At 61.9% G+C, this 18,048-nt stretch carries 17 protein-coding genes; all 17 read left to right on the top strand.

The window, feature by feature from the left end; translation table 11 throughout:
* The first annotated feature begins 40 nt into the window (after positions 1–40).
* The 17 genes from rfbF to AC1UK9_RS08090 all read left to right on the top strand — a co-directional run bounded on the left by rfbF (position 41) and on the right by AC1UK9_RS08090 (position 18,036).
* Positions 41–814 (top strand): glucose-1-phosphate cytidylyltransferase, encoded by a 774-nt coding sequence (rfbF, locus tag AC1UK9_RS08010; RefSeq protein ID WP_025111966.1) that lies wholly within the window; start codon positions 41–43, stop codon positions 812–814.
* Positions 796–1,878, top strand: coding sequence for a CDP-glucose 4,6-dehydratase (gene rfbG / locus AC1UK9_RS08015; protein WP_482579811.1), 1,083 nt, complete (start codon positions 796–798; stop codon positions 1,876–1,878). The genes rfbF and rfbG overlap by 19 nt, the downstream gene beginning before the upstream one ends.
* Entirely contained in the window at positions 1,875–2,435 is a 561-nt protein-coding gene (gene rfbC / locus AC1UK9_RS08020) for a dTDP-4-dehydrorhamnose 3,5-epimerase (RefSeq protein WP_025111964.1), read from the top strand. Before rfbG ends, rfbC begins: the two co-directional genes overlap by 4 nt.
* Positions 2,432–3,658: a methyltransferase domain-containing protein gene (locus AC1UK9_RS08025; RefSeq protein ID WP_482579812.1), complete on the top strand. Its 1,227-nt coding sequence runs from the start codon at positions 2,432–2,434 to the stop codon at positions 3,656–3,658. Before rfbC ends, AC1UK9_RS08025 begins: the two co-directional genes overlap by 4 nt.
* A complete protein-coding gene (locus tag AC1UK9_RS08030) occupies positions 3,655–4,776 on the top strand; it encodes a DegT/DnrJ/EryC1/StrS family aminotransferase (RefSeq protein ID WP_473014831.1) in 1,122 nt (373 codons plus the stop codon). The genes AC1UK9_RS08025 and AC1UK9_RS08030 overlap by 4 nt, the downstream gene beginning before the upstream one ends.
* Complete coding sequence (locus AC1UK9_RS08035) at positions 4,773–5,438, top strand: acetyltransferase (protein WP_025111961.1); 666 nt, start codon at positions 4,773–4,775, stop codon at positions 5,436–5,438. Before AC1UK9_RS08030 ends, AC1UK9_RS08035 begins: the two co-directional genes overlap by 4 nt.
* A gap of 29 nt (positions 5,439–5,467) precedes the next feature.
* Positions 5,468–6,196, top strand: a complete 729-nt coding sequence (locus tag AC1UK9_RS08040) for a cephalosporin hydroxylase family protein (protein WP_025111960.1) — start codon at positions 5,468–5,470, stop codon at positions 6,194–6,196.
* A gap of 49 nt (positions 6,197–6,245) precedes the next feature.
* Complete coding sequence (locus tag AC1UK9_RS08045; RefSeq protein ID WP_482579813.1) at positions 6,246–9,170, top strand: TIGR00180 family glycosyltransferase; 2,925 nt, start codon at positions 6,246–6,248, stop codon at positions 9,168–9,170.
* Between the two features lie 21 nt (positions 9,171–9,191).
* Positions 9,192–10,193 carry a UDP-N-acetylglucosamine 4,6-dehydratase (inverting) gene (pseB, locus tag AC1UK9_RS08050; RefSeq protein WP_025111958.1) on the top strand — a complete coding sequence of 334 codons (1,002 nt, stop codon included), beginning with the start codon at positions 9,192–9,194 and terminating at the stop codon, positions 10,191–10,193.
* Entirely contained in the window at positions 10,190–11,347 is a 1,158-nt protein-coding gene (gene pseC / locus AC1UK9_RS08055) for a UDP-4-amino-4,6-dideoxy-N-acetyl-beta-L-altrosamine transaminase (RefSeq protein WP_482579814.1), read from the top strand. Before pseB ends, pseC begins: the two co-directional genes overlap by 4 nt.
* Before the next feature lie 31 nt (positions 11,348–11,378).
* Positions 11,379–11,999: a pseudaminic acid biosynthesis-associated methylase gene (locus AC1UK9_RS08060; protein ID WP_025111956.1), complete on the top strand. Its 621-nt coding sequence runs from the start codon at positions 11,379–11,381 to the stop codon at positions 11,997–11,999.
* Positions 11,996–12,688 (top strand): pseudaminic acid cytidylyltransferase, encoded by a 693-nt coding sequence (pseF, locus tag AC1UK9_RS08065; RefSeq protein WP_025111955.1) that lies wholly within the window; start codon positions 11,996–11,998, stop codon positions 12,686–12,688. The genes AC1UK9_RS08060 and pseF overlap by 4 nt, the downstream gene beginning before the upstream one ends.
* Positions 12,688–14,193, top strand: a complete 1,506-nt coding sequence (gene pseG, locus AC1UK9_RS08070; protein ID WP_482579815.1) for a UDP-2,4-diacetamido-2,4,6-trideoxy-beta-L-altropyranose hydrolase — start codon at positions 12,688–12,690, stop codon at positions 14,191–14,193. The genes pseF and pseG overlap by 1 nt, the downstream gene beginning before the upstream one ends.
* Positions 14,186–15,238: a pseudaminic acid synthase gene (pseI, locus tag AC1UK9_RS08075; RefSeq protein ID WP_482579816.1), complete on the top strand. Its 1,053-nt coding sequence runs from the start codon at positions 14,186–14,188 to the stop codon at positions 15,236–15,238. Before pseG ends, pseI begins: the two co-directional genes overlap by 8 nt.
* A 226-nt stretch (positions 15,239–15,464) precedes the next feature.
* Positions 15,465–16,391, top strand: coding sequence for a ketoacyl-ACP synthase III (locus AC1UK9_RS08080; RefSeq protein ID WP_025111952.1), 927 nt, complete (start codon positions 15,465–15,467; stop codon positions 16,389–16,391).
* Between the two features lie 86 nt (positions 16,392–16,477).
* Positions 16,478–17,767, top strand: a complete 1,290-nt coding sequence (locus AC1UK9_RS08085; RefSeq protein WP_482579817.1) for a motility associated factor glycosyltransferase family protein — start codon at positions 16,478–16,480, stop codon at positions 17,765–17,767.
* On the top strand, positions 17,764–18,036 hold the full coding sequence (locus AC1UK9_RS08090) for a hypothetical protein (RefSeq protein ID WP_482579818.1): 273 nt from the start codon (positions 17,764–17,766) through the stop codon (positions 18,034–18,036). The genes AC1UK9_RS08085 and AC1UK9_RS08090 overlap by 4 nt, the downstream gene beginning before the upstream one ends.
* Positions 18,037–18,048 lie beyond the last annotated feature (12 nt).

Here is an 18,048-nt window from a genome sequence, read left to right on the forward strand (position 1 = left end):
AAAGCGACGCGCAGCCCTGTGACGAACAAGAGGGGAGATGATGAAGGCAGTTATTTTGGCGGGTGGTCTGGGCACGCGTATCAGTGAAGAGTCGCACCTCAAGCCCAAGCCGATGATCGAGATTGGTGGCAAGCCAATTCTCTGGCACATCATGAAGCAGTACTCCGCGCACGGGATTCACGACTTCGTGATTTGCCTGGGCTACAAGGGGTACGCGATCAAGGACTTCTTCGCCAACTACTTCCTGCACACCTCCGACGTGACCTTCGACATGCGTGAAAACCGCATGGACGTGCACCAGAATTACAGCGAGCCATGGCGTGTGACACTCATCGACACCGGTGAAGAGACCATGACCGGTGGCCGCCTGGGGCGCGCCGCGCGCTATCTGGAGAATGAGGAAGCCTTCTGCTTCACCTATGGCGACGGCGTTTCCGATCTGAACATCAGCGCGTTGGTCGACTTCCACCTGACTCACGGCAAACTGGCCACCGTCACCGCTGTACAACCGCCGGGACGCTACGGTGCGCTGGATCGTGAGGGTGACCGGGTGCTGGGATTCACCGAGAAGCCGCGTGGCGACGGTGGCTGGATCAACGGCGGTTTCTTCGTGCTGTCGCCCAAGGTGCTGCCGTTGATCGAGGGTGATTCGACGTCGTGGGAGTCCGGCCCGCTTGACGGTCTGGCCGCTCGCGGTGAGCTGATGGCGTTTCAGCACGACGGTTTCTGGCAGCCAATGGACACCCTGCGCGACAAAAACCACCTCGAAGCGCTGTGGCAGAACGGGGAGGCTCCATGGAAACAATGGGACTGAGTGCGGATTTCTGGCGCGGCAAGCGCGTACTGGTCACCGGTCACACCGGGTTCAAGGGCAGTTGGCTGACCCTGTGGCTGCAAAGCCTCGGCGCGCACGTCAGCGGCTTTTCCCTTGATCCGTCGACCGCGCCGAGCCTGTTCGAACTGGCGCGGGTGCACGACGGGATCAACGATCAGCGCGGTGATCTGCGCGATCTTGGCGCCTTGCTGGAGATCATCGCCGACACCGAGCCGGAGATCGTTCTGCACCTGGCGGCGCAGCCGCTGGTGCGTGAAGGTTATCGCGATCCGCTGGGGACTTACTCCAGCAACGTCATGGGCACGTTGAACCTGCTCGAAGCGATTCGTCAGGTCGGTTGCGTGCGTGCCTGCGTGCTGGTGACCACCGACAAGGTCTACGCCAACAAGGAATGGCTGTGGCCGTACCGTGAAGACGAAGCCCTCGGTGGCCACGATCCTTACAGCAGCAGCAAGGCTTGCTGCGAACTGTTGGCGCAGTCTTATGCCGCGTCGTTCTTCCCGGCCGACAAGTACGCCGAGCACGGTTTGGCGTTGGCCACCGCGCGTGCCGGCAATGTGCTGGGCGGCGGCGACTTCGCCCCTGAGCGGCTGATTCCCGACGTGCTCAAGGCCTGGACCGCAGACGAGCCAGTGACCTTGCGTTACCCGCAAGCCGTGCGCCCGTGGCAGCACGCGCTGGAGCCGCTGGCCGGTTACCTGCAACTGGCTGCCGGCCTCTATGAACAAGGGCCGGAATACGCCGGGGCATGGAACTTCGGTCCGGGTGAGGCAGACATGTGCAGCGTCGGCGAAGTGGTCGAACTGCTCGCCAATCGCTGGCCGCAGGCGCGCGGTTTGCGCATCGAAAAAAGCGAACTGCATGAGGCCGGCCTGCTGCGCCTGGACAGCAGCCGTGCCCGTCAGGTGCTGGGCTGGCAGCCGCGCTGGACGCTGCAGCAATGCCTGACCCAGACCCTTGACTGGCACCTGGCGTGGCAGAACGGCGACGACATGCGCGCTGTTACCCTCGGCCAACTGAACCTGTACCGGGGCGCGCTGTGAGCGAGTTTTCCTTGAAAGCGTTGCCGCTGACCGGTCTGTTCAGCGTCCAGCACAAGCGCTTCGAAGACCAGCGCGGGCACTTCGCCCGGCTGTTCTGCGAAGGCAGCCTGAGTGCGTTTGGCCGCGAATTTCACATCCGCCAGATCAACCATTCCTGTACCCGCGAGAAGGGCAGCGTGCGCGGTTTGCATTATCAGAATGCCAATGCGCCGGAAGCCAAACTGATTACTTGCCTGCGTGGCGAAGTGTGGGATGTGGCGGTGGATCTGCGTCCTGATTCGGCGACTTTTCTGCACTGGCACGCCGAGCACCTCAAGGCCGGCGACGGCCGCAGTCTGTTGATTCCGGCCGGGTTCGCCCACGGCTTTCAGACCCTGACCGACGACGCTGAACTGCTTTACCTGCACAGCGCCGATTACGCGCCGGAGCATGAAAGCGGGCTGTCGGTGAACGATCCACGGCTGGCGATTGCCTGGCCGTTGCCTGTCAATAATTTGTCAGCGCGTGATTCCAGCCATCCCGCGCTCGATCAACACTTTGCTGGAGTGCGTCTATGAACTGCCGTGGGTGCGCCGCACCGCTGAGCCTGCCGCTGATCGACCTCGGCACCTCGCCACCGTCCAACGCCTATGTGCACGCCGATCGCCTGGAACAGGCCGAACAATGGGTGCCGCTGAAGGTCGCCGTGTGCCAGCAATGCTGGCTGGTACAGACCGAGGACTACACCCGCGCCGACAGTCTGTTCGACGCCGAATACGCTTACTTCAGTTCGTTCTCCAGCACCTGGCTGGCCCACGCCGAGTGCTATGTGGCCGAGATGGTCGAGCGCTTTGGCCTGAACGCCGACAGCCGTGTGGTCGAAATCGCGGCTAACGACGGTTACCTGCTGCAGTACGTTGCCGGTCGTGGCATCCCGTGCCTGGGCGTCGAGCCGACCCGCAGTACCGCGCAAGCGGCGCGGGAAAAAGGCCTGGAAATTCGTGAGCTGTTCTTCGGTCGCGCCGCCGCCGCGCAACTGCACAGCGAAGGCTGGGGCGCCGACCTGATGGCGGCCAACAACGTGCTGGCGCACGTGCCGGACATCAACGACTTCCTCGGTGGTTTCGCCACGTTGCTCAAGCCGACGGGCGTCGCCACCTTCGAATTCCCGCAACTGCTGACGCTGATGGCTGGCGCGCAGTTCGACACGCTGTATCACGAACACTATTCCTACCTGTCGCTGACGGCGGTGCAGACCCTGTGCGAGCGCAATGGCCTGGAAGTGTTCGACGTCAGCCAGTTGAGCACGCACGGCGGTTCGCTACGGGTATTCGTGCAGCGCAAGGACGGCCAGCGTCGTGCAGTGCAACCGGCGGTGCAGCAACAACTGCAGGCCGAGCTGGAGGCCGGGGTGAAAACCGCCGGGTACTACGCCTCGCTTGCCCCGGCGGCCGAAAGCATCAAGCATCAATTGCTGCGCTTTCTGTTGCAGGCCAAGGCCGAGGGCAAGCGCGTGGTCGGGTACGGCGCGGCAGCCAAGGGCAACACCTTGCTCAACTACGCCGGGGTCAAACCGGACTTGCTGGCCTGGGTGGCCGATGCCAACCCGCACAAGCAGGGCAAGTTCCTGCCGGGCAGCCGCATCCCGATTGTCGCGCCTGAGCGTATTGCCCAGGAGCAGCCTGACTACATTCTGGTCTTGCCGTGGAACCTGTTGAGCGAAGTGACGCAGCAGCTGTCTGCGGCCAAGGCATGGGGCGTACGCTTCGTCGTCGCCGTTCCGGAGTTGAGCATCCAATGAGCAGAATTCATTACACCAAACCCAGCGTTGGCGAGCTCGAAGCGCAGTACGCCCTGGACGCCGTGCAGAACGGCTGGGGCGCACGTTGCTACGAATACCTGACACGTTTCGAACACGGTTTTGCCGAGCATCTGGGCGCAACCTACGCCATCGCCACCTCCAGTTGCACCGGCGCGCTGCACATGGGCATGGCGGCCTTGGGCGTCGGCGCTGGCGACGAAGTGATCCTGGCCAACACCAACTGGATTGCCTCGGCGGCGCCGATCACCTACCTCGGCGCCACGCCGGTGTTTGTCGATGTGCTGGCCGACAGCTGGTGCCTGGACCCGCAGTTGGTCAGAAACGCAATCACCCCGCGTACCAAGGCGATTCTCGCGGTGCACCTGTACGGCAACCTGTGTGACATGGACGCGCTGCTCGCCATCGGTCGCGAGTTCGGCATCCCGGTGATCGAGGACGCGGCGGAAGCCATCGGTTCGCAATGGCGCGGCAAGGCTGCCGGCTCGCTGGGGGCATTCGGGGCCTTTTCGTTTCATGGCACCAAGACCATGACCACCGGCGAGGGTGGCATGTTCGTCACTTCGGACAAGGCTTTGTATGAGCGGGTCCTGACCCTGTCCAACCATGGTCGTGTGGCGGGTTGCACCAAGCAGTTCTGGCCGGAGTTTGTCGGCTTCAAATACAAGATGAGCAACCTGCAGGCCGCCGTCGGCTGCGCCCAGGTCGAGCGAATTGACGAGTTGATCGAGCGCAAGCGGGTGATTTTTGCCAACTACGCGCGAGCGCTCGAAGGCGTGCCGGGTGTATCGCTCAACCCCGAACCGGCCCATGGCCGCAACGGCTACTGGATGCCGACCGTGGTGTTCGATGCCGACACCGGCATCCACCGCGAGCAAATGATCGCCGCGTTCCAGGCTGCCGACATCGACGCCCGGGTATTTTTCTGGCCGCTGTCGTCGCTGCCGATGTTCAGCGAATACGGGGTCGACACACCGCTGGCGTTTGCGTTGCCCGAGCGCGCCTTCAACCTGCCGAGCTATCACGACATGACCGACGCCGATCAGCAGCGCGTGGTGCAAGTGGTGCTGGATCTGCTGGCTCGCAGGCACACCTCGTGAAGATCTATCTGCTGGGCGCCGCCAACCCGGAAGCGGTGCGCATGCTGCACGCCGTCAAGCGCAGCGCGCCGAACATCGAGTTCGCCTTTCTGGACAACGACCCGCGCAAGCACGGCACGCTGTTTTACGGGGTGCCGGTGCTGGGTGGTTGCGAACTCGTCGGCGAACTCAATGGCGAGGACGTGCGCTTCGTCAATCTGATCACCGGCAGTACCCGGTTACGCTACGAAACCACCTGTCAGTTGGTCGAGGCCGGTGCGCGCCTGGGGCAGTTCGTTCATCCGGGTATCGACCTGAGCATGATCCGCATCGGGCAGGGCAGTTATCTGCAGGAAGGCGTGCTGATGCAGGCCGAAGTGACGCTGGGCGACAACACCAGCATCAGCGCCGGCAGTGTCGTGGGGCATGAAGGGCAGATCGGCCATTCGGTGTTCATGGCGCCGGGCGTGTGTATCGCAGGTTGTGTGGAAATCGGTGACGGGACCTTTATCGGGACCAACGCCACGATCCTGCCGCGCCTGCGCATCGGGCGCTGGGTGACCATCGGTGCCGGTGCAGTGGTGACCAAGGATGTTCCGGATTTTTCGGTCGTGGCGGGCAATCCCGCCAGGATCATCAAGACCCATGCAGTGCCTTACCCGGATGCCAGGGTGTTCCGGTAAGCCGTTTCCCGAATTTTTGGAGAGTTGCAATGAATCCGCATGAACAGTTTCGCGAAGAAGTAAAAGCCAACATTGAAGGCCTGCAGAACGACAAGGCATTGCAGACCGAGTCCCTGGACTGGGTCGGCACCACGGCCAGGCACAAGTACACCTACAACTTCAGCTGGATGGGCCGGCCGATCATTCAGTTCCCGCAGGACATGGTCGCGATGCAGGAAATCATCTGGAACCTGCGTCCGGACGTGATCGTCGAGACGGGCATCGCCCACGGTGGTTCGCTGGTGTTCTACGCCTCGATCCTGGAGCTGATCGGGCACGGCGAAGTGCTGGGCATCGACATCGATATCCGCCAGCACAACCGCGAAGCCATCGAAGCGCACCCGATGTTCAAACGCATCAGCATGATCCAGGGTTCGAGCATCGATACCGCCATCGTTGATCAGGTGCGCGAGCGCGTACAGGGCAAGAAAGTGCTGGTGGTGCTGGACTCCAACCACACCCACGAGCACGTCCTCGAAGAGCTGCGTCTGTATGCACCACTGGTGTCGGTGGACAGCTATTGCGTGGTCATGGACACCGTGGTCGAAGACATGCCGGCCGATGCGTTCCCGGACCGTCCGTGGGGCAAGGGTGACAACCCGAAAACCGCAGTGTGGGCGTACCTGGAAGAAAACCGCGATTTCGAAATCGATCAGGCGATTCACAGCAAATTGCTGATCACAGTCGCGCCGGATGGTTATCTGCGTCGCGTGCGTTAATCGACAAACAACGATGAGTTTTCGGCGACTCGCCGCTTGTGGGGAATATATGCAAGGCAAGAACACTTCTGGAACCGCTCTGGCACTCAACGAACAGTTGACCATTGTGCTGATCTCTCACGAACGCCCGGCGTTTCTGCGTAGAGCCATTCGCTTCTACAGCAGCCTGCCGTGCAGGATTCTGGTGCTGGATTCGTCGGCGGTGGCGCTGGCGGGCATCCCTGCCGAATTCACCCACGTGGATTATCAGCACTTGCCGCAGTTCGGCTACTGGGGCATTCGCGCCAAGCTGGCTTACGGTGTCGAGCAGCTGCAAACGCCTTACATGGTGTTTGCTGCCGACGATGACTTCCTTGTGCATGACGCCCTGCATGAAGCCGTGGCATTCATGGATGCCAACCCCGATTACAGCCTGTGCCACGGCTACAGCCTGATGTATCTGACGTTGGCCAACAGCGTCATTTACTACCGACGCGACAAGAAAGTCTGCGAGGACTACTCGGCGGATCAGGCCGAGGATCGTCTGCTCGATTACATGCATCAGTACCTGCCGCCGTTCTATGCCGTGCAGCGTACGGCGATCTTGCGTGACTGGTACAACGCCATGCCGCAAGACACGATCTTCCAGTGGCAGGAAGTCGGCCACACCTATTACATGCTGGCCCGGGGCAAGGCGCGGATTCTGCCGATCCCGTATGTCGTGCGCGAAATCAACTACGTGCAGTCCGATCACAACACCGAGATCTATCACTCTCTGGCCTATATGGACGCCAAGAGTGTGGCCGGGCGCGAAGCGTTTGCCGAATTCCTCGCCGGGTTGCCGACCCAGCTCCAGCATCAGGATCCGCAGCAGGGCAAAGCGTTTGTTCTGAAGAGTTTTGCCACGCTGGCCGACAGCCTGCTGACCAACCGGGCACTGACTGCCGAGCTGATCTTCGAATCGACATGGATCGATATCGAGACCGGCCCGCAGCGCCGGTTCGGTCCGAAGCAATACGTTGAAATGCCGTTCTACAATCAGGTGTTTTTCGATCAACTGACTCAATTCGAGTTTCTGCTGCACGCGATGCCTGCCGGACGCGTTCAGCTCAAGGAGCTGGAAGGTATCTGGGCTCGCCAGCAGAGCCTAATGCTGGCACGCAACAACGATACGCCGGAAAGCGTGCTCGACCGCCTGTGGCAGGCGCACGACAGCAACGTGTTCAATCGCGCGGTGATCAAGCGTCTGATCGCGCAATTGCAACCGCTGGACGAGGAAGGCGACGCGCCCGTGCTGCGTGACTGGGTCGCGCGTCTGGACGCGGTGTTGCTCGAAGGGCATCAGCCGACATTCGACAAGATGTTGACCGGCCGACTGCTCGAGTGGCTCGCTGCGCGCACGCCGGATACCGAGCAGGCTGCAGCGATTGCCCGTCACCTGGCCGACAATGGTGGCGGTCCGCAGTTCGGGATTTTCCTGCTCGATCTGGACAACGACATCGACAAGTTGCAGGTCACTCTGGACAGCTTGCTCGAAGGCCACAGCAAAGCCTTCAAGGTAGTGGTCTTCACCACGGGTGAACCGCCGGCCGCAACCACCGCGCAAAATACGCTGCACTTTGTGCGCGTAACCCAAGGCAACTTCGTCGACAAGCTCAACCAGAGCCTCAATCAATCGTCCTGCGACTGGCTGCTGCTGGCTGAGGCGGGTGAAGAATTCACGGCTGCCGGCCTGCTGCGTGCCAGCCTGGAACTGATGGCGGCGCCGGGTGTGCGTGCGGTGGCCACGGATGAAATCCAGCGCCAGGAAAATGGTGCGCTGGTGGATATGTTCCGCCCGGGCTTCAACCTGGATCTGCTGCAGAGCGTTCCGTCACTGATGGCGCGGCACTGGTTGATTCGTCGCGACGTGCTGGCGGGTCTCGGTGGTTATCAGGCCGATTTCAGCAAGGCACTGGAACTCGATGTGCTGCTGCGCATCATCGAGCAGGGCGGCCTCGACGGTCTGGCTCACCTCGACGAGCCATTGCTGATCACCCGGGCACCGGTGCTGGCAGAAAATGCTCACGAGCGTCAGGCGCTGCTGCGCCACTTGGGCAATCGTGGGTACAAGGCTCAAGTCACCTCGACGCAGCCTGGCACCTGGCAGATCGACTATCGTCATGTCGAGCGGCCGCTGGTCTCGGTGATCGTGCCCGCTGGCGACGATCTTGCCGCATTGCAACGCTGCCTGGAGGGCGTGCTGCTCAGAACCCGTTACACCCGCTATGAGCTGCTGATTGCGGCCAACCCGAACCAGTCGGCCGAGGTCAATGACTGGCTGGGAACGCTACACAACGCCAAGGTGCGGGTGCTGCATGCCGAGCGTGCGCTGGATCAAGTGGCGCTGTACAACGCGGCCAGCCAGCAGGCGCAGGGCGAATACCTGGTGTTGCTGGCCAACGACAGTGAAGTGGTCAACCCGAACTGGGTCGAGTCGTTGCTCAATCATGCCCAGCGTCCAGAGGTCGGCATCGTCGGCGCCAAACTGGTGGATCGCGACGGCAAGATCTCCCAGGCAGGTTTGATTCTTGGATTGAACGATGGCGTGGGCTCGGCGTTCGTCGGCGAGAAACACGCTGGCGAAGGTTACATGCAGCGCCTGGCGGTCGAGCAGAACTATTCGGCAGTGTCGAAGGTGTGCCTGATGGTGCGCAAAGAGCTGTTCGACGCGCTCGGCGGTCTCGACGAAATGACCTTCGCCGACGGCTTCAGCGATGTTGATCTGTGCCTCAAGGCCGGGCAGGCCGGTTACCTCACCGTGTGGACGCCGCTGGTGCAGGTACTGCACACCGGCGAGCTGCCGCAAGCGCCTGAAGCATTGGCGGCATTGCGCAAAAAATGGAGCGCGGCCTTTGCCCAGGATCCGGCCTACAACGCCAACCTGGCCCTGACCGGCAAAGGTTTCACCCTGGGTGATGGTGCCCCGATCAATTGGGCGCAGCTGCTCGCCTGAGCTGCCGACAGGAATCAGCATATGTTCAACGGTAAATCGATCTTCATCTCCGGCGGCACCGGCTCGTTCGGGCGCAAGTTCATCGCCCGTCTGCTGGAGCAATACCAGCCCAAGCGTGTGGTGGTGTTCTCCCGCGATGAACTCAAGCAATACGAGATGCAGCAGACGTTCAACGCGCCGTGCATGCGTTACTTCCTCGGTGACGTGCGCGATGCCGAGCGTCTGCGCCAGGCCATGCGCGGCATCGACTACGTGGTGCACGCGGCGGCGCTCAAGCAGGTGCCGGCGGCGGAATACAACCCGACCGAATGCATCCGTACCAACGTCAATGGCGCGGAGAACATCATTGCCGCCGCCATCGACAACGGCGTGAAGAAAGTCGTCGCGCTGTCCACCGACAAGGCGGCGAGCCCGATCAACCTGTACGGCGCAACCAAGTTGCTGTCGGACAAGTTGTTCGTTGCTGCCAATAACATTGCCGGTGAACAACAGACCCGTTTTGCCGTGGTGCGCTACGGCAACGTGGCCGGTTCACGTGGTTCGGTGGTGCCGTTCTTCAGCAAGCTGATTGCCGACGGTGCTACAGAGCTGCCGATCACCGACGAGCGCATGACCCGCTTCTGGATCACCCTCGATCACGGCGTGCAGTTTGTCCTCGACAGCTTTGCGCGGATGCACGGCGGCGAAGTGTTCGTGCCGAAGATCCCGTCGATCCGTATCGTCGATCTGGCGCGGGGCATGGCCGAGCAGTTGCCGCACAAGAACGTCGGCATTCGTCCGGGGGAAAAACTGCATGAACTGATGGTGCCGCTGGACGATGCGCGGATGACGCTGGAGTTCGAAGACCACTACACCATTCAGCCGTCGATCCGTTTCACCAGCGTCGATGTCGATTTTGCCGTCGACAAGCTTGGCGAACACGGTCGGCCGGTGGGCGAGGACTTCGAATACCGCTCCGACACCAACCCGCACTTTCTGTCGGTCGGGCAGATCGCCGACCTGCACGCGAAGCTCTCGGTATGATTCCTTACGGTCGGCAGAGCGTCGATCAGGCGGACATCGATGCGGTGGTCGAAGTCCTGCAATCGGACTGGCTGACCCAGGGGCCGAGCATCGAGCGCTTCGAACAGGCGATGGCCGAACGTTGCCAGGCGGATTTCGCGGTAGCGGTGTGCAACGCCACGGCGGCGCTGCACATCGCCTGCCTCGCTGCAGGCCTTGGCCCGGGCGATCGCTTGTGGACCACGCCGAACACCTTTCTGGCCTCGGCCAACTGCGGGCGCTATTGCGGCGCCGAGGTGGATTTCGTCGACATCGATCCGCTGACCTGGAACCTCGATGCCTTCGCCCTCGAAGCGAAGCTCGATCAGGCCGAGCAGGACGGCCGCTTGCCCAAAGTGCTGGTGGCGGTGGCGTTCTCCGGGCAGAGCTGCGACATGCGCAAGATTGCCGAACTGGCCGAGCGCTACAATTTCACCGTGATCGAAGACGCCTCGCACGCAGTGGGCGCCCGCTACGCCGGTCGCCCTGTGGGTTGCGGTGAATTTGCGGCGATGACCGTGTTCAGCTTTCACCCGGTGAAGATCATCACCAGTGGCGAAGGCGGCATGGTGCTGACCAATCGTGCGCAACTGGCCGAGCGCTTGCAGCGCCTGCGCAGCCACGGCATGACCCGTGACCCGCACCTGATGACCGAGCCCAGCCACGGCCCGTGGTATTACCAGCAGACCGAGCTGGGTTTCAATTACCGGATCACCGATTTGCAGGCGGCGCTGGGCCTGTCGCAACTGGGCAAGCTGGACGAGTTCATCGCCCGCCGTCGTGAGCTGGCGGCGCGCTACGCGCGTTTGCTGGCGTACTTGCCGCTGACCTTGCCCGGCGCTCAGCCAGAGGCGGAGTCGGCGTGGCATCTGTACGTGGTGCGCTTGCAGACCGAGCGCATCGGCCTGACGCATCGGCAGGTATTCGAAGGTTTGCGTGCCGCCGGTATCGGGGTCAATCTTCACTATATTCCCGTGCATTTGCAGCCGTACTATCTCGACCTGGGCTTCGCCGAGGGCGACTTCCCCGAAGCCGAGCGTTATTACGCTGAAGCGATCAGTCTGCCGCTGTTTCCGTTGCTCAGCGAAGAGCAGCAGGATCATGTGGTCGAGCAGTTGCGGCGGTTGACCGAATAGAGACCGCTGCGGCGGTGGATGGGGTTGTGCAATGCGTGAGCTGAGTGAGCAGGAAAAATTCTGGCAGGGCGATTTCGGCAACCAGTACGTTGAACGCAACACCGGGCAGCCGCTGGTGGCGGCCAATCTGGCGTTGTTCGCCAAGGCTCTGAGCCGCGCCGGGCGCATCGACAGCGTGGTGGAGCTGGGCACCAATGCCGGCAACAACCTGCAGGCGCTGCATCAACTGCTGCCGCAAAGTGAACTGTTCGGGGTCGAGATCAATGAAAACGCCTGCGCCCAGGCGCGGGCATTGGACATTGCGCAGATCTGGCACGGCTCACTGTTCGACTTCCCTCGCGAGCGCACGTACGACCTGAGCCTGAGCAAGGGCGTGCTGATCCATCTGGCGCCGGAGTTGCTGGCGACCGCTTACGCGCAGTTGTACGCGTTGAGCCAGCGCTACATTCTGATCGCCGAGTACTACAACCCTGTGCCGGTGGGGGTGTCGTATCGCGGTAACAGCGGGAAGCTGTTCAAGCGCGATTTCGCCGGCGAAATGCTTGATCGCTATCCCGATCTGCAGTTGCTCGATTACGGTTTTGGTTATCACCGTGATCGACAATTTCCGGTCGACGACATCACCTGGTTTCTGTTGGAAAAACGTCCTTGAACAGTGTCGCAATCATCCCGGCCCGCGGTGGCAGCAAGCGCATCCCGCGCAAGAATCTGTTGCCGTTCGACGGCGTGCCAATGATTGTCCGCTCAATCCGCACGGCGCAGGATTGCGGCCTGTTCGATCAGGTCGTGGTCAGTACCGACGATGCCGAAATTGCCGAGCTGGCGCTGGCCCATGGCGCGCAAGTGCCGTTCCTGCGTCCGGCGGCGCTGGCTGATGATTTCACCGGCACAGCGGCGGTGATCGTGCATGCCTTGCAGCAACTGCCGGCCTTCGATTACGCCTGCTGCGTGTACGCCACCGCGCCGTTGTTGCAGGCGCGATTCCTGCGTCAGGGATTTGCGCTGCTGGAGCAGCACCCGGACAAAGCCTTTGCGTTCTCCGTGTGCAACTTTGGTTTCCCGGTGCAGCGGGCGCTGACGCTGGACGGGCAGGGCGCGCTCACCGCGTTGTACCCCGAATTTCGCAACACCCGTTCGCAGGACCTGCCCGAAGCCTTTCAGGACGCCGGCCAGTTCTACTGGGGCCGCAGCGAAGCCTGGTTGCGCGGTGAAGTGCTGTATTCGCCAGCCAGTCTGCCGGTGATTCTGCCGCGGCATCTGGTGCAGGACATTGATACGCTTGAAGACTGGAAGCGCGCCGAATACCTTTACGCCGCACTGAAGGCTGGCGGAGAACTGTAATGAGAGTGTTGATCCGCGCTGACGCCTCGCCGACCATCGGCAGCGGCCACATTGCCCGCTGCCTGACCTTGGCGCGGGTGCTGCGCAAGCAGGGCAGTCAGGTTGCGTTTGCCTGTCGCAGGTTGCCCGGGCATCGGCTCGATGCGTTGCATGCCGAGGGTTTCGAGACCTTCGCCTTGCCCGAGCGCTACCCCGCTGAAGACCCGCAGCAGGCCATCGAATCGATGCTGCCGTGGCAGGCCGATATCGACGCGCTGGCGTCGTTGCTGGAGGGGCATGCCGGGTTCGACTGGATCATCGCCGACCATTACGGCCTCGACCATCACTGGCAAACCGCCGCCCGGCGGTGGGCGCCACGGATTGCGGCGGTGGACGATCTTGCCACTCGGCAGTACAGCGTCGATCTGCTGCTCAATCAGAACCTCTCCGGGCTCAGCGAAAACTATGCGCCGCTGCTGCCCGAAGGCTGTCGCACCTTGCTCGGCCCGCGCTACGCCATGCTGCGCGAAGAGTTCGTGTGCACGGCCATCGAGATCAAGCCGAAGGCCCGCCGTGTGCTGGTGAACTTTGGTGGTTTCGATGCGGCGATGCAGACCCATCACGCGATGCTCGCACTGCAGGGCTTCACTGATCTGGAGGTGGATTTCGTCGCAGGCGCAGACAACCCGGCATGGGCACAGATGCAAGCCTTGGCCGAGACGCGGCCGCTCTGGCGCCTGCACAGTTTCGTCAGTGATTTCCAGCAACGCATGAGCGCCGCCGATCTGTTCATCGGCGCCGGTGGCGGTACCAGTTGGGAGCGTGCGGCCCTGGGCCTGCCGACCCTGTGCATCGCGGTCTCGAACAATCAGCAGGCCAACGGCGAAGCCATGGCGGCAGCCGGGGCGCATGTGTTCCTGGGCGCCCGTGAACAGGTCAGCGTCGAGCAACTGCGCGATGCCATCGGCTTTGTCGTCGACAATGTCTATCTGCGCCAAAGCCTGGCCGAACGTTCGCGGCAACTGGTGGACGGGCGCGGCGCGTTGCGGGTGGCGGCAGCGCTGGCCGGTGCGGTGCTCACGTTGCGTACGGCGACCCTGGACGATGCTCGATTACTGTTCGAGGGGCGCAACGCCGAGGCCGTGCGGCGCTGGTCGCTGGACAGTGACGCGATCGAATGGCCGCAGCATCTGCACTGGCTGAATGCGAGCCTGCGCAATCCGCAGCGGCTGCTGTTGATCGCCGAGGCCGATGACGGCCCGGTCGGCGTCCTGCGCTATGACTTGCGTGGCTTCGAGGCCGAAGTGTCGCTCTATCTGCTGGAAGGACGGTTCGGTCTTGGTTGGGGCAGGGCGCTACTGGCGCGCGGCGAGGCGTTCGTGCGTACCCACTGGTCGCCGTTGACCGCCATTACCGCGCAGGTCTTGCCGGGCAATCGGCCCTCTTTGAATGTATTTCGTGACGCCGGATTCACCCAGAGTGCCTGCGCGTTCACCCAGGTTTTGAAGGATCACCGCGATGAGTAGTTTCAAGATTGGCGATCGTCTGATCGGCGCCGATGCGCCGCCGTTCATCATTGCCGAAATGAGCGGCAACCATAACCAGTCGCTGGAGGTGGCCCTGCAGATCGTCGAGGCCGCCGCGAAGGCGGGCGCGCATGCCTTGAAATTGCAGACCTACACCGCCCGGACCATGACCCTGGACCTGGCCGAGGGCGAGTTTTTCATCAAGGACCCGAACAGCCTGTGGGCCGGCACTTCGCTGTACGACTTGTACGAGAAGGCCCACACCCCGTGGGAATGGCATGCGCCGATTTTCGCCCGGGCCAAAGCGTTGGGCATGCTCGCGTTCTCGACGCCGTTCGATGATACGGCGGTGGACTTTCTCGAAAGCCTCGACGTTCCGGCGTACAAGATCGCCAGTTTCGAGAACACCGATCTGCCGCTGATCCGCCGTGTCGCCGAGACCGGCAAACCGCTGATCATTTCCACCGGCATGGCCAGCATTGCCGAACTCGACGAAAGCGTACGCGCCGCGCGCGAGGCGGGGTGCAAGGATCTGGTGCTGCTCAAGTGCACCAGCACTTACCCGGCAACGCCGCTCAACAGTAACGTGCGCACGATCCCGCACCTGCGTGAATTGTTCGGATGCGAGGTCGGGCTGTCCGATCACTCCATGGGGGTTGGCGTGTCCGTGGCCGCCGTGGCACTCGGCGCGACAGTGGTGGAAAAACACTTCACCCTCGACCGTTCGGCGGGTGGCGTGGACGCCAGTTTCTCGCTGGAGCCTGCGGAACTGGCCAGTCTGGTGGTCGAGACCGAACGTGCCTGGCAGGCCATGGGCCAGGTGCATTACGGCGTCACCGATGCCGAGCGCAAGTCGCTGGTCTATCGCCGCTCGCTGTACATCACCGCCGATATGGCCGCCGGTGAGCCCTTCACCGCCGCCAATCTGCGCGCCATTCGTCCTGGTCTCGGTTTGCCGCCCAAGCACACTGAGGCCGTCCTTGGTCGCCGCGCTCGCCAGGCGATCAAACGCGGCACGCCGCTGGACTGGTCGTTGGTCGAATAACCCGATCTGCAACCGATTCGGCAAAATAGCGTGACCTGCGAGTCATAACGCGCATCTTCACTGTATTGTATTGACCGGGGAGATGGCGCCTGGCCGTTTATCGGTTCCAGTGATAGCCCTTTGCGCTCCCTGTGGCTGCCCGTCGTGGCGGCCGTTTTCTGTTTGTCGGCGCCCCTCGAATCCTTGCGAGCGGTGGTTTTGGGCTGTTTTTTATTGGGAAGCCGTAATGATTGGCATAAAAAGCATTGCGAGCTACGTTCCTGTAGCCGGCGTGGACAATTACGCACAAGGTGCAAAATTCGAGAAGGATGAAGAATTCATCCTCGGTAAAATCGGCTCGGCCTTTCTGCCGCGCAAAGACGCTGAACAGGAAACCTCCGATCTGTGCGTGGAAGCGGCCAATGCGCTGTTCGCCCGCAACCCTGAACTGAAGCGTGAATCGATCGACGCGCTGATCGTCGTCACCCAGAACGGTGACGAAGAAGGTCTGCCGCACACCGCTGCGATCGTCCAGGACAAACTCGGCCTGCCGACCAATGTGGCGGCGTTCGATATTTCGCTGGGTTGCTCCGGTTATGTCTATGGCATCTACGCGATCAAAGGGTTCATGGAAGCCGCCGGCCTGAAGAACGGCTTGCTGATCACCGCTGATCCGTATTCGAAAATCGTCGACCCCGAAGATCGCAACACCACCATGCTGTTCGGCGATGCCGCCACCGCCACCTGGATGGGCGAAGCCCCGGCCTGGGCGCTGGGCAAGGCCAAGTTTGGCACCGACGGTTCCGGTGCGCCGCACCTGAAAGTCACCGATGGCGTGTTCTTCATGAACGGGCGCCAGGTGTTCAACTTCGCGCTGCTCAAAGTCCCGGCGCACTTGCACGAGCTGCTCGACGACTCCGGCCTCAAGGCTGACGACATCGATGCATTCTGCATTCACCAGGGCAGTGCGGCGATCGTCGATGCCGTGGCTCGTCGCTTCGAAGGCGAACCCGAGAAGTTCATCAAGGACATGGTCGAGACCGGCAATACCGTGTCGTCGAGCATTCCGTTGCTGCTGGAAAAACACGTCCTCGATTCCGACTGGCAGCGCATTGCGCTCAGTGGCTTCGGCGTAGGCCTGTCGTGGGGCTCGGCGATCATCTATCGTCCTTGAGTCCGGTCAAAAACGACTGATACAAAAATAGCGTTCAAGGTTACCCTTGAACGCTATTTTTTTGCCTGAAGGGAGCGCGAGCCGGCATGAGCGAGTTTTTCCAAGCCAACGCCGAGGTGATCCAGCAACGCTGGCCGGCGCTGTTTGCACGATTGATGGCTGAAGACAGTTCGGCTATTCAAGCCGAACTGGTGCAAGGCCTGGGCTCTACGCTGAGTGTCGACGGGATTCAACTGACCAGTCGTCACGATCGGGTCCACGAGGCCCGGGTCCAGGCGGCGAGCCTGGCGGAAAAACCGCGGTTGCACGTCTACGGCACGGGGCTTGGCGATCTGCCGTCGGTGTTGCTGGAGCGCGACGGACTTGAACGGCTGTACGTGCACATCCTCAACGGCGCCTTGTTTGCACTGGTGCTGCAACTGCTCGATCAGCGCCAATGGCTCGCCGATCCCAGAGTGGAACTGATGTACGCCGGCGATCATGCGGATCTCTTCACGCCGTTTTTTGCGCTGCCTGCCGAAATGCTGCTGGCCGATGACTTCAATGCGAAGGTTCGTGATCGGCTGGTCAATGAAGTCCACCTGAGTTTCAACAATCGTGATTTCGATCCGCAATCGCCGGCCATTCAGCAGCGTTTGCAGGACAGTCTGGAGGTGCTGCTGGCGGACGATGACGTGGCGCAGCTGTTTGGCACCTGCCTCGGCCGCGAAATCTACGTGATCGGCACCGGGCCGAGCCTGGAACAACATTTCGAACGGCTGGCGGCAGTGCGCGGGCAGGCGGAGCGGCCACTGTTTATCTGTGTCGACACGGCTTATCGGCCATTGCGCAAGCACGGGATCATCCCCGATCTGGTGGTGACCATCGACAAGCTGATCGGCTTTCGGCATTTGCCTTTCGAGGCGTCCGACGGCATCCCGCTGGTGTACTTGCCCATGAGTGCTCCGGATGTATTGAAAGCCTGGAAGGGCAAGCGCTACGGCGCTTATACCGCCAGCCCCGTCTATGCCACCTTGCGTCAGCAGTATCCGCGGGCCGAACTGCATGCCGGTGGCAGCGTGATTCACCCTGCGGTGGATCTGGCCGTGAAAATGGGCGCCACACGCATCACTCTTTTCGGTGCCGATTTTGCCTTCCCGATGAACAGGACTCATGCCGGATGGGATGACGGCGATCTCGGGCCTCCCGTCGAACAGGCTCGGCACTGGGTCCGTGACGGATTTGGCGAGCGGGTCAGGACGCAGTTGAATTTCCGTGGCTACCTGTGTGTGCTGGAGCGTTATATCGCCGCGCATCCGCAGGTGCAGTTCTTTAACAGCAGCCGGGCGGGCGCACAGATCGCCGGGACGCAGTTCAATCAGGAGTTTGTGCAATGACGGCGATTGAGCAATGCGTCGACGAATGCCGTCAGTGCGCCGGGCTGTTTCGTCTGGGCCGCGATGTCGAGGCGGCGCTGGACATGGTCGATCTGTTCGAGGGTGCGCAGCAGTTGCTGGCATCCGCGCCTCCGGCCGTTGCGCAGGACTGGGCCTTTGTGCTCACGCAGATGCTCGACTGCCAGGAGCGTCAGGATTGGTTGGGGCTGGCTGACTGGATGGAGTACGAGTTGATCGAATTGTTGCAAAAAGCACGATTGGCACATTGACCGACCGCGCTG

The sequence above is a fragment of the Pseudomonas sp. AK-TSAG1-1 genome, assembly GCF_056821665.1.

Bases quoted from the DNA above. Each gene is read 5' to 3' on its own strand.
- rfbF (WP_025111966.1), top strand. From the start codon at position 41: ATGAAGGCAGTTATTTTGGCGGGTGGTCTGGGCACGCGTATCAGTGAA.
- pseB (WP_025111958.1), top strand. From the start codon at position 9,192: ATGTTCAACGGTAAATCGATCTTCATCTCCGGCGGCACCGGCTCGTTC.
- AC1UK9_RS08040 (WP_025111960.1), top strand. From the start codon at position 5,468: ATGAATCCGCATGAACAGTTTCGCGAAGAAGTAAAAGCCAACATTGAA.
- AC1UK9_RS08090 (WP_482579818.1), top strand. From the start codon at position 17,764: ATGACGGCGATTGAGCAATGCGTCGACGAATGCCGTCAGTGCGCCGGG.
- pseI (WP_482579816.1), top strand. From the start codon at position 14,186: ATGAGTAGTTTCAAGATTGGCGATCGTCTGATCGGCGCCGATGCGCCG.
- AC1UK9_RS08080 (WP_025111952.1), top strand. From the start codon at position 15,465: ATGATTGGCATAAAAAGCATTGCGAGCTACGTTCCTGTAGCCGGCGTG.
- pseC (WP_482579814.1), top strand. From the start codon at position 10,190: ATGATTCCTTACGGTCGGCAGAGCGTCGATCAGGCGGACATCGATGCG.
- AC1UK9_RS08060 (WP_025111956.1), top strand. From the start codon at position 11,379: ATGCGTGAGCTGAGTGAGCAGGAAAAATTCTGGCAGGGCGATTTCGGC.
- AC1UK9_RS08025 (WP_482579812.1), top strand. From the start codon at position 2,432: ATGAACTGCCGTGGGTGCGCCGCACCGCTGAGCCTGCCGCTGATCGAC.
- AC1UK9_RS08085 (WP_482579817.1), top strand. From the start codon at position 16,478: ATGAGCGAGTTTTTCCAAGCCAACGCCGAGGTGATCCAGCAACGCTGG.
- AC1UK9_RS08045 (WP_482579813.1), top strand. From the start codon at position 6,246: ATGCAAGGCAAGAACACTTCTGGAACCGCTCTGGCACTCAACGAACAG.
- AC1UK9_RS08030 (WP_473014831.1), top strand. From the start codon at position 3,655: ATGAGCAGAATTCATTACACCAAACCCAGCGTTGGCGAGCTCGAAGCG.
- pseG (WP_482579815.1), top strand. From the start codon at position 12,688: ATGAGAGTGTTGATCCGCGCTGACGCCTCGCCGACCATCGGCAGCGGC.
- rfbG (WP_482579811.1), top strand. From the start codon at position 796: ATGGAAACAATGGGACTGAGTGCGGATTTCTGGCGCGGCAAGCGCGTA.